Source organism: Sulfitobacter sp. W074 (genome assembly GCF_025142275.1).
Taxonomy (GTDB): Bacteria; Pseudomonadota; Alphaproteobacteria; order Rhodobacterales; family Rhodobacteraceae; genus Sulfitobacter; species Sulfitobacter profundi.
The window spans coordinates 225,136-237,089 of record NZ_CP081130.1; the positions used below are offsets into that span (position 1 = coordinate 225,136).

Below are 11,954 nucleotides of genomic sequence, written 5' to 3' on the forward strand. Positions count from 1 at the left end.
CCGAATGCCTTTCCTGAGAACGTTCTTGCTGCTGAGACAGGTCGGTTTGCGTCACCACCTCGCGAGAACCAACTGAGCGCGTGACCACCCCCTCCCCCCCTTTAGGGGGAGGGGTGGTGACGCAGTGGTTTTGGGGGGTGTTTGCGTCACCTTGCGTCACCTGCTTTTTAGGGGTGGTGACGCACATCATTCGGTAGCCCACTCGCCGACTTCAATCGTCGGAACTGGCTTCCTGATGGGGCCGGTTTTAGTCCCCTTCACCAGCGCGCCCGAATGTAGCCACGCCTCGATCATCTTCTTGATCCGACGCTTGTCCTTCCCAGCATCCAGCCCCAAGACATCGGCAACAATGACCCCGGCCCAATCTTTGCCAGCCTGATCCGAGTATCGCGGTTGCTTACCCTCAATGGCATGCTGTACTGCCAATAGGTCCTTGCTAGTGAAGCCGTCGAAGGTATCCGGCCACTCCCAAGCTTCAGCCACGCCGACACTTTCACCGTTCGCCAGTTCGACCGAAACCATGCGCCGCCATGTGCGCTTTCCCACGGGTGCGAGGTTGGACTTGTCGCGGGTCACAGTGAAATAGGTGGTCAGGTCATCGGGCTGAATGCCCGCCTGCTCTCTCTCGTCCGCTGTCATGCGGTTGAGAACCCGCCCTGACCGTGCAGCCGCCAGAAGCGCAGAGCCGCCTCTGCTGTCTTCTGAGGTGGCCTCTACGCCGTTGGTCTTGCGCGTATGGTGAACCAGTTCAATCGCACAGTTGCACCGGTCGGCAAGACGCGCCCACTCTTTGGCAATCAGATCAATCGCAACGTTATCGTTTTCGCCCGCCTGATGGGAGGACACGAACGGGTCAACGACCATCACATCAATCTGCCGTTCATTGATTTCCCGCGCCAGCGCTTCGATTTCAGGCTTCACGATGACGACGCCCTCGCGAGACTGCACCGCCGTGCAAAGCTCTCGCTCGCGCCCGGTATCGACGAACAAGCGCCCTTCGACCTCATCAGGGCGCACGTCATGGTACTGCATAGCTGCTGTGATCCGCAGGTTCATCTCGTCGCGCGGGTCTTCGAGGTTGTAGAGCCAGACGTTCAAACCCTTGGCTGTCCACTCCCCCAGCAACTCACGCTCAGAGACCATCGCCAGCCCCTCAACGATGGTCAGGGATGACTTACCCACGCCACCGGGGGCGACGGTGACCGCGACCTGCTTACGAAGAAGGTGCCGCCCATAGACCCATGGGCGACGGGGCAGGCTATTAGGGTCCTGCCAGATGAAAGGCGTCGGCAAGCGGTCTGCACCGGACGGGTGTTCCGCCCGGTGCTGATCCAATTGCACGGCCATTGCTGTGAAATCGCGCATCAAGCTGCCAGCCTCCCTTGCACAAAGTCGAGGAAGGCTGCCTGACGCTCATATGGCATCGCCTTAAAGCTGGCGAGACAATAGGCTTCCCGCTCATCAGGCGCGGCCATATCGGCCCAGAATGCCGCTTCATCCATATGGTTGATTAGTGGGGCAATCGGCGCGCCTACTCCTTTGAGCAGGACCGCTTGAGCCACGTCAACAACCTGCTCAGGTGTCAGGGACCGCAGAACGGCCCATGCCATAGCGGCCCGCTCTTGAGGTGTCAGACGTGCCGTTAGCACCACCGTCAGGCCATGCCATGCGTCAGCGTCAGTTAGCAGCAGCGAATAGCCCACCGTGCGGGCAACACGCTTATAAGCGTCTGGCATGTATTTACTGAGGGTCTTGCTCATCCCGTTACCCCGCGCAGTTTGAACGGGCGGTGGACCTTAGCAGCAGTATCCTTGCCGTGCTGGATTGCTGCATCCCGATCAGTGAAACGATAGAGGCGCGTCTTGATAGGCTTCATGCCATCACTTGGCGTCACCAGCACCACGTCGGAGTAGCGGCCCGACTTGCTCACCGTGTAGTAGCTGGTCGCTGCCGTGGGCAGTTTGGAAACATTGGACATTACACGCCCTCCCCGTAGTGCAAGCCAGCGACAAGGCGGGCTTGGGTTGCGGTCAGGCCGTAAAGGCGTTGCAAGCGGGCAATCTGGATTTTGAGGGCCATAATCAAGCTGCACCCCCGTCAATCCGACGAACTGTCCCGCTCAGGAAGTAGACGCCAAACTTGGCCCGGTCTGTGGCGGTGTCGTTGGAATACATCTCCTTCGTGATCGGCACCCCATAGTCGCGGCGCAGGATGCACACCCTGTCCGAGATGCGCACCGGGCTGGCGCAGTAAACAGGCTGCTGGATCAGCGCATCAAGGATGATCCGGTTGCCCTTAGCCAAGGTGAAGGTTTTGGTCTTCCCGTCTTCGCTGACGACCTCATAGCGCGCCGGGGCGGTGCCTTTGGGCATGTCGCTCCAACGCTCTACGCGCAGGGCATTTGCGGGAGGCCGGTCGTTGCCGACCGTGAAGTGTGTTTGCAGGTGCATTGCCGTTTTCCTTTCTTATTGAAAGGACGGGCCAAACGCGCTATCTCTTGTTCACCGCTGAAAAGAAATTTCGCCCCGGCTCGTCCTTGTACGGCTGGGGTTTTTCTTAGGCAGCTGAGGGCGCTCTATTTGCTTCGGCCTTGCTGATAACAGCTTCAATGTCGCTCAACCTCCAGCGTGACATTCCGCCAATCTTGATTGCTGCTGGTACAGTGCCATCGGCGACGCGACGCCAGAAAGTTGCCTTGGAGCAACCCATCATGAACGCTCCATCGGCGTCCCGGATCAGGGGGTCCTTGGCAACAAGCGAGCAAACGGTGCCATTCTCGTGAGGCCCGTTCTGATTGGTGAATTCTGCAGTGAGGGTCATTGCTCATCCTTTCGCCTTATTGCGTTGGGATGAGGTTAAATGATCGCTTCAGCTGTCGTAATGTGGGCAAAAAAGATTGCCCGCCCTAAGATTTTTTCCGGCTACTGTAGCTGGAAAGTGCGGCCTTCACTGCTTCGGGCTCATCCCCGAGTGCAATAGTGGGGAAAGCGTCAAAGTCCCATATTTCGGTAGCACATGCTGTCGCGGACCAAGTTAAATCGGAGGGTTTTGCTTTCGCAAGAATGAGTTCGAACTGTCTGGCGGCGTTCAGGAAACGTCCGAGGAACTCATATCGAACATGCATCTCTGCAAGCGCATCCCACCCCGAAATTAAACGACCATCTTCATGTTGATAGCCTATGCTGGCTGCCGCCCAAAGAGGCATTACCGATTGATACTCTGTGAATGTATCGCGAAGCCGCCTTTCAGCTGTGGGTAGGGGTTTGCCGTCGGTGGTCTTGATTGTTGAATTCAGTTCCGAAACAACGTGTGCTGCTTTGGAAAAATCAGGGTTTCCTGTTCTGGCGTAGTTCGCACAAACCTTAAGGGCTACCTCCCCCGTAAGAAGCAAGCGATTGATCAGTTTGCTGTCCACCAATGCCGCAAAAATTTGGCTTGGACGGCAGTCTGCATCATGAGCCTTTGCAAGAGTTTCATCCGCGATGATTTGGGCAAATTGATTAGCGCTTCGCTCGCAGTTTGGATGGATCATGTAGCCCAAGATTAACATCCCGGCTTCAGGCTTGAGTTGTCCGTTCGAGGTAATAGGAATGTCCATCGTTTCTTGATTAGACATCGTGCCGCCTCTCAATCCATTCGGCCACAACGCTCTGTCGCCACCAAATGGCGCGAACTCCTAGCTTGATTGGTGTCGGGAACCCGGGTCGGTTCATCATGCGATATGCTGTGTGTCTACTGAAGCCGAAAACATCCATGACTGCCCGACTGCGAAGTATCCTGTATGTCATTTGGAGACCTTTCCCAAACTTATCTTTGGGGCAAGAATGCGTATCGTTTCATCGCCATAGGAGATATCGCTGTCGGAAGGTAATTCGGTAAGAATCTCCTCCCAGTCTTCAATCACACTGCGTCGTTCATCTAGGTGCCGTGACCGATTGTAGATGCGCGAGACTGCGCTGCTGGCGGATGAGCTCGCGGCGTGATTGAGTATGCGATCCACGATTTCTTCGTCGCAACCTTCCTCGCACATAATCGTGGCGAACCCAGTCCTCAGGTCGTGAAAAGTCCAATGCTCAAAATCTGATCCAAGCATCTTGTCCAGTCTAGCCTTGAACTTTCCATAGCCGGATGGGGGCGTGGTGCCGGTGGACGTGAAAACATGACGGTCTCGCAGCCCAGTTTCTCCCCATTTCTCAAGCGAAATTTGTCGTAGTCTGCGAAGCTCATGCATGCAAAGGCTTGGAATGTGGACGAAATGGTTCCACTCGTTGTTCTTTGTTCGCGAGACTCCGAACGTAATGGTCTGGGCGTCAAAATCGACTTCGCGCCACTTCAGGTTGCCAATCTGACGCCGACGCTGTGCTGTCAAAATCAGTAATCGTAGCAGAGGCCCCCAGAGTGTGCCACATTCATAAGAAGCGCGATGTATTCTCTTCATTTCATCCAGTGACAAAACTCTATCTCGGGGCTTCTCCTTAGTGGGCTTCTCAATGCCAAGCGCGATATGCTCACTCTGGTACCCTCGGTTCCATGCAAACTTAGAGAACTTATGAAGATAAGACGCGCTTCTGTTGGCTTGAGTTGGGGCGGTTTTGGCCTTGTTGTCTACAAAGGCTTGCAGGTCAGCTCTCGTGAGGCTTTCAAGCGGAACATCCATGTAGGGGGCAAGGGCCTCGTTAAGTGCCCGCATAACATCGTATCGAGATTTCAAAGACGAGCATTGAAGTTCATCATACAATCTGAGTGCTTCGCGGACCGGCATTTGATCATTGCGTATTATGTCACGCTCTTTCTCAGCCTCTATCGCTGCCAGAACGCGGTCAAAACCGCGCTCAGCTTCAACTTGCAATTCAAGAGCGGCTGCGCGGGCGTCCTTAAGGGAGATTCCGGGGTAGGTTCCAAGGGTGTGCTTTCGCTTCATTCCGCCTCGAATCCGTTTCTCATACATCCATGTTCGCCTGCCGGAAGGCGTTACGCGTAGCCTAAGCCCCTGCCTGACGCTGTCCGAATATTCATCCCGCCCCGCCTCTGGCGGCTTGATGTTGCGGAGAAAGCTTTCCGTGAAGTTCTGCGGCATCGTAACCCTTCTAAGACGTCAAAATCTTGGGGGACACTTGGGGGACATTGCTTTTGCGCTAGCCTGATGTGTATTGCTGCCCTTTGATTTGGTCTGATACGAAGAAAACGGCAGCCTGTTCAGTTATTTATAGTGTTTTCGATGCGGCGTGACAATAGCTGACACCGATTGAGATTGAATGGGAAAGGCTGGGTACACTGACTTTTAATCAGTAGGTCGATGGTTCGAACCCATCACGGCTCACCACTCATCCTCCCCCCGAATATGGTTGTGGATCAGGTGTTTGGTGCCGCCCGCGGGCGGTTTCGCCTATTCCTGACCGCGCAGCCGCGCCGAGCGTCGGCGCAGGGCTTCCAGCACGAAAAGCATCGTCGCCGAGAGCACCACCAGCAGCGTCGCCACCGCTAGAATCGTCGGGTTGATTTGCTCACGCAGGCCCGAGAACATCTGTCGCGGAATCGTGCGCTGTTCGGGGCCTGCCAGGAAGAGCACCAGCACCACCTCGTCAAAGGATGTGACAAAGGCAAAAAGCCCGCCCGAGATCACGCCGGGGCGAATGAGTGGTATCACCACGTCCCAGAACACTTTGATCGGAGAGGCCCCAAGGCTCAGCCCCGCCACGAAGAGTGAGCGGTCAAAGCCGCTGAGCGTGGCGGTGACGGTGATGATGACAAAAGGCACGCCGAGCGCCGCATGGGCGATGATCAGCCCGGTGAAGGTGCCGACCAGATTGAACTGCGTGTAGAAAAAGAACATGCCCGCCGCGATGATGATCAATGGCACGATCATCGGCGACAGCAGCAGCGCGGTGATGACCCGTTTGAACGGCATCCAAGGCGAGGCGAGGCCGACGGCGGCCAGTGTCCCCAGCACCGTAGCGATGCTTGCCGCAGCGATGCCGACAAGGAAGGAGTTGCGGATCGCGATGCGCCATTTCTGGTCATCCACAATCTCTTGATACCAGCGCGTCGAATAGGCGTCGGGGTCGAGCGACAGCATGCCTTGGGTAAAGGTAAAGAACGGCTCGGCATTGAACGACAGCGGCATGATCACGAGGATCGGCAGCATCAGAAAGATGAGCACCAAGGCCGCCATGACGCGCAGGCCGTAGTGGCCCGCTTTGTGCCAGATCGTGTAATAGTCGGGCAATGGGCTCATGGCGTCATCCCAGCTTGAGGTTGTCGGTGCCGACGAAACGGTCGAACAGCCAGTAAAGGACAAGGATCAGGATCAAGAGGAGCGAGCCAAGCGCCGCCGCCAGTTCCCAGTTGTTTGAGACCTGCATGTGGAAGGCGATGATGTTGGAGATCATCTGACCATCGGTGCCGCCCACCAGCGCCGGGGTGATGTAGTAGCCGACCGAGATGATGAAGACCAACAGCGCCCCGGCAGACAAGCCCGGCAGGCTCATCGGCAGGTAGATTTTGTACCACGCGCCGATGGGGTTCGAGCCCATCGAAATCGCGGCGCGCATGAAGCTCGCGTCGATCCCGCGCATCACCGCATAGAGCGGCAGCACCATGAAGGGCAGCAGGATGTGGGTCATGGCAAGGATCGTAGAAAACTCATTGTAGAGCAGTTCAATCGGCTCATTGATCAGCCCCGCCCAGATGAGCGTAGAGTTCACCACGCCGCCCGCTTGCAACAGCGCGATCCAAGCGGTGGTGCGCACCAGAAGCGAGGTCCAGAACGGCAGTAGCACAAAGACCATCAGGAAGTTCGCCGTCGCCGGAGAGGCTTGGGACATATAGAACGCCAGCGGATAGCCCAGCAACATGGTCAGCCCGGTGATGATCAGCGCCATCTTCAGCGTCTTGGTATAGAGCTGTTTGTAGATCTGCGTGTCGCGCATGACGATCTCGCCCTCGGCATCGTACTCCAGATCGACGGCGGTAAGATAATAGCTCGAGGTATAGGCCTGCCCGGCGCTGCGGATTGCGCGCCATGTGGCGGGCTTGGCCCAGCGGTCATTCTCGGCCAGCAGCATCTCGGCCCCGTTGGCGGCGAGTTCCGCATCATCGGCACGGCGCAGACCGCGGGCGGTGGATTTGATCACGCTCGACATGCCCGGCAGGGCGCGGTTGATCTCATCGGCGAATTTGCCGGAGGTGCGGTTGCCCGCCATGCGCTTCATGTCGATGGCCATTTGCGTCACCACAGCCGGATCGGGCAGGGTCTCACCCTCCCAGTCTTCCAGCATGGTCAGCGTCTCAGGCACCAGTTCGGCGACGGTCGGGTTATAGACACTGCGAAACAGCATCGTGGTGATCGGGGCCACAAAGGCAAAGAGGATAAAGACCAGCAGCGGCACCACGAACAAAAACGCCTGCGTGCGGCGTCTGCGCAATTGGCGACGGGCGTTGGCGGCGTCTTCGGAACTGAGGCTGGGCACGCGATTACTCATCTGTAAGGTGTGGGGTCCCCGCGCCCGGAAAGGCGCGGGGCAGGGTGCTTATTGCAGCAGCCATTCGTTGAACTTCTCGCCAAGGCTTTCGCCATAGTCGGCCCAGAAGATACCATCGGCCTTCACGCCCTCATCAAGATGCGCCGTGGGCAGGTCTTTCTTGACCTCTTCGGGCAGCAGCGCCTGAGCAGAGGCGCGGGTCGGGCCGTAGGCCACGTCTTGCATCCCCGAGAGCGGCACGGTGCCTGTGGCGAACTTGATGAACTCCATCGCCTCTTCTTTCTTCTCGGTGCCTTTCATGATCGCCCAGACGTCGAGGTCATAGATGTGGCTGTCCCAGACGATCTCGAAGGGGGCGCCATCGTCCTTGATCGCGGCAAAGATACGACCGTTGGCGGATTGCACCATGGTGGCACCGCCGTCGTTCAGCAGAACGGGGGCCTGAGACCAGCTGTCGTACCAAGTGATCTCATCCTTGATGGTGTCGAGCTTGGCAAAGGCTTGGGCTTGGCCCTCTTCGGTGGCCAGCACCTCATAGACTTCCTCGGGGGCAACGCCATCGGCCAGCAGCGCCCATTCCATGTTCACTTGGGGGCGTTTGCGCAGACCACGTTTGCCGGGGAAGGCTTCGGTGTCAAAGAAGTCTTCGATGGTTTTCGGGCCTTCGCCGTTTTCTGTGTTCACCGCAAAGACGACGGACCAAACGATGTTACCCACGCCACATTCATTGGCCAGCGCGTCTTCGATGAAGTCATCCGCCGCTGCGGTGCCATCGTCGCCATCGGGCAGGACGGATTGGTCGATCACTTCCAGATAGCCTTCGGCGCAGGCGCGCTCGAGGTCGATCACTTCGATGTCGACCACATCCCACAGGATGTTGCCAGCTTCGACCTGCGCCTTCATCTCGGCCACGCCGCCGCCGTAGTCTTCGAACAGCACGTTGGTGCCGGATTCCTTCATGTAGGGTTCAATCATGTGCTCCATCTGTGCCGCGCCATAGGCGCCGCCAAAAGATGTCACTGTCAGATCCTGGGCCAGAACAGGGCTGGCAAGCAGCGCCGTCGTGGCCAGATACGTCAGATGTTTCTTCATCGGGTCTCTCCTTGTTGTGTCCAGGTCTTTTGCGGGGCCCCGGTTTGCCCTCGGTCGCCTTTAATTGGCAAAGGCGATGCAATCTTTCGTCAGGGACAACAGCTGCGCCGTCGCGCCGTCTTCGAATTCTGGCGCGGACAGATCGTTGAGCACTTTGACGATAATGTCGGTGCCGTCGGGCAGGCGGAAATAATAGCGGATGAAATCGCCCACATAGATGCGCGTGACAAAGGTCGCCGTCAGCGCGTTGTCATGGGCGTGGGTCGTGGGGTGAATGAACAGCTTCTCAGGCCGGATCGACACGCGGCATTGTGCACCTTCGGTCAGCCCTTCGGAGGTCTGGGTGGTGATGGTGCCGGTGTCTGTCTCAACCTTGGCAAGGTCGCCATCGATCTTGCTGACCTTGCCCTGCACGAAGTTATTCTCGCCGATGAACTCGGCCACGAAGGCATTGACCGGGCGCTCATACAACTCCGCCGGTGGGGCGCATTGTTGCACGACGCCATCGTTGAAGACCGCGATCCGGTCCGACATCGACAGCGCTTCGGTTTGGTCGTGGGTGACGTAGATCACGGTAAAGCCGATCTGCTTGTGCAGGCGGGTGATTTCAAACTGCATCTGTTCGCGCAGGTTCTTATCAAGGGCGCCCAAAGGTTCATCCATCAGAATGAGCGTCGGCTGGAAAATCATCGCGCGGGCCAGCGCCACACGCTGCCGTTGGCCGCCGGAAAGCTGACCGGGGCGGCGGTCGCCAAAGGCCGAAAGCTCGACCAATGCGAGATATTCGGCCACGCGCTCCTTGATATCCGCCTTGGACATTTTGCGCACGCTGAGCGGATAGGAGAGGTTTTCGGCCACCGTCATATGCGGGAACAGCGCGTAGTTTTGGAACACCATGCCGATGTTGCGTTTGTTGGGCGCAGTCTTGTTGATCGATTTACCGTTGATGGCGATATCGCCCGAGGTGACGCTTTCAAACCCCGCCAACATCATCAGAACGGTGGTTTTGCCCGACCCGGAGGGGCCAAGAAGGGTGATGAACTCCCCCTCCTGCACATCCATGTCGAAGCCTTTGACGACGAGGTTTTCCTGATCGTAGCTCTTCTTGACGTTGTCAAAACGCAGAAAAGTCTCTGCTTTGGTGTCTTTCATTGTGTCGCGGCTCTCCCTGTCGCTGGGGGGAGTTAAGCAGGTGCGATGATTCTAAACAATATCTTGTATCGTTTAAGAGAATCGGCCCCGCGCTTTGAGCGCTTATCGGGTGATCATGTGACCATTTTGGCGGCACAGTCGGCGGGTTTTGGCATCCCGGGCGGGAAATTTATGCACCCGCGCCTATGTGGATAGCCAACCGCAAGGGCAAGATTGTCCGGCAGACTGGGATGACCACAAGGAGACAGCACCGATGGGCAAACGTATCGCAATCGTAGGGGGCGGGTATCTGGGGGCGGAACTGGCCAAGGCGATGGACGACATCGCCGATGTCACATTGATCGAACCGCGCAGCCATTTTGTGCATGCCTCTGCGATGATCCGCGCCGTGGTCCAGCCCGGTTTGGTCGAGGACTCGCTGATCCCCTATGACCGCTTGCTGAAGCGCGGCCGCGTCGTTGCGGCGCGGGCGACGGGTGTGGATGGGGAGGGTGTGACCCTCGATAGCGGCGCGCGGGTCGACGCAGATTACATCGTCGTCGCGACCGGCTCAAACTATGCCGCACCCTTCAAGCCCAAAGGCGCAGACATCGACGGGCTGCGGGCCGCGAGCCAAGCCGCGCATGAAAAGCTGCAGGCGGCCAAGACCGTCGGCATCATCGGCGCCGGGGCTGTGGGGGTTGAGCTTGCGGGCGAGATCGCCGAGGCCATGCCCGACAAAAAGATCACCGTGATCACCATGGACGACAAGCTCTTTGCGGCCAAGCCGGACAGCCTTGGGGTTTCGCTGAGCAAGAAGTTAAAGGCCAGCGGGGTGGAGCTTATCCTCGGCAAAAAGGTCGAAGGGCTCGCCTCTATGACAGAGCCGCATGCGGGCAGTGTGACCCTCGAAGGGGGACCTGAGCGCGCATTCGATCTGATCTTTCCCGTGTTGGGGGCGCGCGCTTGTTCTGACCTGCTGAAGAACCTGCCCGGCGCAGAGGTCACCGCCGCAGAGCGGATCAAGACCGATGGCCATCTGCGCCCCTCGTCCTTGCCCAACGTCTTTGCCGCCGGGGACGTGGCGGACCCCGGTGACAACATGACCATCGTCGCGGTCAGCCGGCAATTGCCTTGGTTGAAAAAGACCCTCACCGGGCTGATCACGGGCCGCAAACTGGCGGATATGAAAACCTATCGCCCGTGGGGCACGGAGGCGCCGATCGTGCTGCCCTTGGGGCCGGAACGCGGCAATAGCTTTTTGATGCTGTTCACAGCAGGCGATTGGATAACGAAAAAGGTGAAAGGCGCGGATCTGTTCGTGCCAAAGTACCAAAAGCTGCTGAACCGTCGCTGACGGGGCGCTTTTCGTGGTCTGAAAGTGACGTGGCATATACCTAAGAATAGGGCCGTTATCCTGACGCCAGCAGGCATTGAGCGGCGACATGTGTGAAGGTTGATTAACGTCAACTCAGGAGCACAAGCCATGTCCATTCAGTTCAGCCACAGTTTCGATGCCGCCCAAAACGTCACAGAGATGACCCCGATCACCGCCTGCGTCAGCATGGGCAAATACGCGACCGCGCAGGGGGAGCTTGTCTGGCAAAAGGGTGAGATCGCCTGCATCCGTTCCGACACTGCGCTGTTTGTCGGCAAACGCATTTAAGCATTCACACGATATTAAGTGCCGCACCGCTACGGTGGCCCTCGGGGCGTTATTTAGAATGTAAGGTGCGGTGAAATGAACTGGAATGCTATCGTTATCGACGATTCAGAGATTGCGCGGCAGTTCATTCAGGCGTCCCTCGCCGAAGTCGGATTTTCATGCGTGGCGGATTATGGATGCCCCGCCCAAGCCTTGGATGCGCTGGCGAAGGAGCGGATCGCGACAGACGTGATCATCACGGATTTCATGATGCCCGCGATGGACGGGCTTGAGTTCTGTAGCCATGTCAGAGGTCTGCCATTCTACCACGGCGTTCCGGTCGTCATGATCTCAACTCGAAAAGACGCAGATCTGCTGCGCCGCGCTTTGGCCGCGGGGGCAAGCGACTGTTTGAAAAAGCCTTTTAGTCTGCCAGAGCTTGAAAGACGGCTGCAGATATGTCTGAAAAACGCAGGCATTGCCGTGCAATAGGGGGTGCGTCTGCACGCAGACTGGGCGGCATAACGCCCCCTTGCGGGGCGCGTATCATCGGGGTCGGTTAAGACCTGATCTACAGTCAATCATCTGTCGGGGAATATTGGTGC

General features: G+C 57.7%; 15 protein-coding genes and 1 tRNA gene. 4 read left to right on the forward strand and 12 right to left on the reverse strand.

Translation table 11 applies throughout. The features are described 5' to 3' along the window. Nucleotides 1-186 precede the first annotated feature (186 nt). The 8 genes from K3762_RS01080 to K3762_RS01110 all read right to left on the reverse strand — a co-directional run bounded on the left by K3762_RS01080 (nt 187) and on the right by K3762_RS01110 (nt 5,077). A complete protein-coding gene (locus tag K3762_RS01080) occupies nt 187-1,365 on the reverse strand; it encodes an AAA family ATPase (protein ID WP_260010992.1) in 1,179 nt (392 codons plus the stop codon). Then, nucleotides 1,365-1,760 carry a hypothetical protein gene (locus K3762_RS01085; protein WP_260010995.1) on the reverse strand — a complete coding sequence of 132 codons (396 nt, stop codon included), beginning with the start codon at nt 1,758-1,760 and terminating at the stop codon, nt 1,365-1,367. Before K3762_RS01085 ends, K3762_RS01080 begins: the two co-directional genes overlap by 1 nt. Further along, nucleotides 1,757-1,978: a hypothetical protein gene (locus tag K3762_RS01090; RefSeq protein ID WP_260010999.1), complete on the reverse strand. Its 222-nt coding sequence runs from the start codon at nt 1,976-1,978 to the stop codon at nt 1,757-1,759. Before K3762_RS01090 ends, K3762_RS01085 begins: the two co-directional genes overlap by 4 nt. Nucleotides 1,979-2,081: 103 nt before the next feature. Continuing rightward, the gene (locus tag K3762_RS01095) at nt 2,082-2,450 is read right to left on the reverse strand and encodes a hypothetical protein (RefSeq protein WP_260011004.1); all 369 of its coding nucleotides are present in this window, start codon (nt 2,448-2,450) and stop codon (nt 2,082-2,084) included. A gap of 106 nt (nt 2,451-2,556) precedes the next feature. Then, on the reverse strand, nt 2,557-2,820 hold the full coding sequence (locus K3762_RS01100; protein ID WP_260011008.1) for an AlpA family transcriptional regulator: 264 nt from the start codon (nt 2,818-2,820) through the stop codon (nt 2,557-2,559). Between the two features lie 85 nt (nt 2,821-2,905). Then, nucleotides 2,906-3,616, reverse strand: coding sequence for a hypothetical protein (locus K3762_RS01105; RefSeq protein ID WP_260011010.1), 711 nt, complete (start codon nt 3,614-3,616; stop codon nt 2,906-2,908). Then, nucleotides 3,609-3,788 carry a helix-turn-helix transcriptional regulator gene (locus tag K3762_RS19665; protein ID WP_409202460.1) on the reverse strand — a complete coding sequence of 60 codons (180 nt, stop codon included), beginning with the start codon at nt 3,786-3,788 and terminating at the stop codon, nt 3,609-3,611. Before K3762_RS19665 ends, K3762_RS01105 begins: the two co-directional genes overlap by 8 nt. Continuing rightward, on the reverse strand, nt 3,785-5,077 hold the full coding sequence (locus K3762_RS01110; RefSeq protein WP_260011013.1) for a tyrosine-type recombinase/integrase: 1,293 nt from the start codon (nt 5,075-5,077) through the stop codon (nt 3,785-3,787). Before K3762_RS01110 ends, K3762_RS19665 begins: the two co-directional genes overlap by 4 nt. 170 nt (nt 5,078-5,247) lie before the next feature. On the opposite strand from K3762_RS01110, the gene K3762_RS01115 reads away from it, so the two are divergent. Then, nucleotides 5,248-5,323: transfer RNA gene (locus tag K3762_RS01115), tRNA-Ser, on the forward strand. Nucleotides 5,324-5,386: 63 nt separating this feature from the next. On the opposite strand, the gene K3762_RS01120 is transcribed toward K3762_RS01115, so the two are convergent. The 4 genes from K3762_RS01120 to K3762_RS01135 are packed head-to-tail and all read right to left on the reverse strand — an operon-like array spanning nt 5,387 to nt 9,725. Further along, nucleotides 5,387-6,235, reverse strand: a complete 849-nt coding sequence (locus tag K3762_RS01120; protein WP_120349888.1) for an ABC transporter permease — start codon at nt 6,233-6,235, stop codon at nt 5,387-5,389. A gap of 4 nt (nt 6,236-6,239) precedes the next feature. Further along, nucleotides 6,240-7,469 carry an ABC transporter permease gene (locus K3762_RS01125; protein WP_132444031.1) on the reverse strand — a complete coding sequence of 410 codons (1,230 nt, stop codon included), beginning with the start codon at nt 7,467-7,469 and terminating at the stop codon, nt 6,240-6,242. A 60-nt stretch (nt 7,470-7,529) separates the two neighbouring features. After that, the gene (locus tag K3762_RS01130) at nt 7,530-8,573 is read right to left on the reverse strand and encodes an ABC transporter substrate-binding protein (protein WP_120349890.1); all 1,044 of its coding nucleotides are present in this window, start codon (nt 8,571-8,573) and stop codon (nt 7,530-7,532) included. A 60-nt stretch (nt 8,574-8,633) separates the two neighbouring features. After that, a complete protein-coding gene (locus K3762_RS01135; RefSeq protein WP_132444032.1) occupies nt 8,634-9,725 on the reverse strand; it encodes an ABC transporter ATP-binding protein in 1,092 nt (363 codons plus the stop codon). A gap of 253 nt (nt 9,726-9,978) precedes the next feature. Between K3762_RS01135 and K3762_RS01140 the strand changes: the two genes are divergently transcribed. The 3 genes from K3762_RS01140 to K3762_RS01150 all read left to right on the forward strand — a co-directional run bounded on the left by K3762_RS01140 (nt 9,979) and on the right by K3762_RS01150 (nt 11,841). Beyond that, a complete protein-coding gene (locus K3762_RS01140) occupies nt 9,979-11,061 on the forward strand; it encodes an NAD(P)/FAD-dependent oxidoreductase (protein WP_132444033.1) in 1,083 nt (360 codons plus the stop codon). 129 nt (nt 11,062-11,190) lie between these two features. Further along, a complete protein-coding gene (locus tag K3762_RS01145; RefSeq protein ID WP_120349893.1) occupies nt 11,191-11,370 on the forward strand; it encodes a hypothetical protein in 180 nt (59 codons plus the stop codon). A 75-nt stretch (nt 11,371-11,445) separates the two neighbouring features. Then, nucleotides 11,446-11,841, forward strand: a complete 396-nt coding sequence (locus tag K3762_RS01150; RefSeq protein ID WP_132444034.1) for a PleD family two-component system response regulator — start codon at nt 11,446-11,448, stop codon at nt 11,839-11,841. Nucleotides 11,842-11,954 lie beyond the last annotated feature (113 nt).